The 453-nt window shown below is 72.0% G+C and carries 1 protein-coding gene and 1 pseudogene; both read left to right on the top strand.

Annotation, left to right across the window (positions count from 1 at the left end; genetic code table 11):
- A partial coding sequence (locus DVK07_RS21685) for an ABC transporter permease (RefSeq protein ID WP_121598631.1) occupies positions 1-331 on the top strand: 331 nt, incomplete at its 5' end.
- Positions 315-453 (top strand): annotated as a pseudogene (locus DVK07_RS24300) (ABC transporter ATP-binding protein); the annotation flags it as partial. The gene DVK07_RS21685 and the pseudogene DVK07_RS24300, both read left to right, overlap by 17 nt.

Genomic DNA, 453 nt, shown 5'->3' on the forward strand with positions numbered 1-453 from the left:
CTCGACGGGCATCGCCGCGGTCGACGAGGAGCTGCTGGAGGTCGCCGAGGTGTACGACCTCGGCAGCGTCGAGTCGCTGCGCCGGGTCGTGTTTCCGGCCGCGCTCCCCGACCTGCTCGTCGGGATCCGCGGCGGCGTCGGGCTGGCGTGGATGTTCGTCGTCGCCGCCGAGCTGATCGCGGCGAGCCAGGGGATCGGGTTCCTGCTCAGCGACGGCCGGACGCTCGCGCGGCCCGACATCATCGTGGGATCGATCCTGCTTTTCGCCTTCCTCGGCAACTGCTCGGACGTGGCGGTGAAGGAGGTGAGAGACCGTGTCGTCGGACGCTGACGCGGATGTCCCACCGTCGGCCGCCGACGCGGACGCCGCGTCCGCTGAAGCGGACCCCGTCCTCGCGGTCGACGGGCTCCGGAAGCGGTACGACGACACGGTCGCGCTCGACGGCGTCGACC

The organism is Halorubrum sp. Atlit-26R (genome assembly GCF_003666015.1).
In the GTDB taxonomy this organism is placed as follows: domain Archaea; phylum Halobacteriota; class Halobacteria; order Halobacteriales; family Haloferacaceae; genus Halorubrum.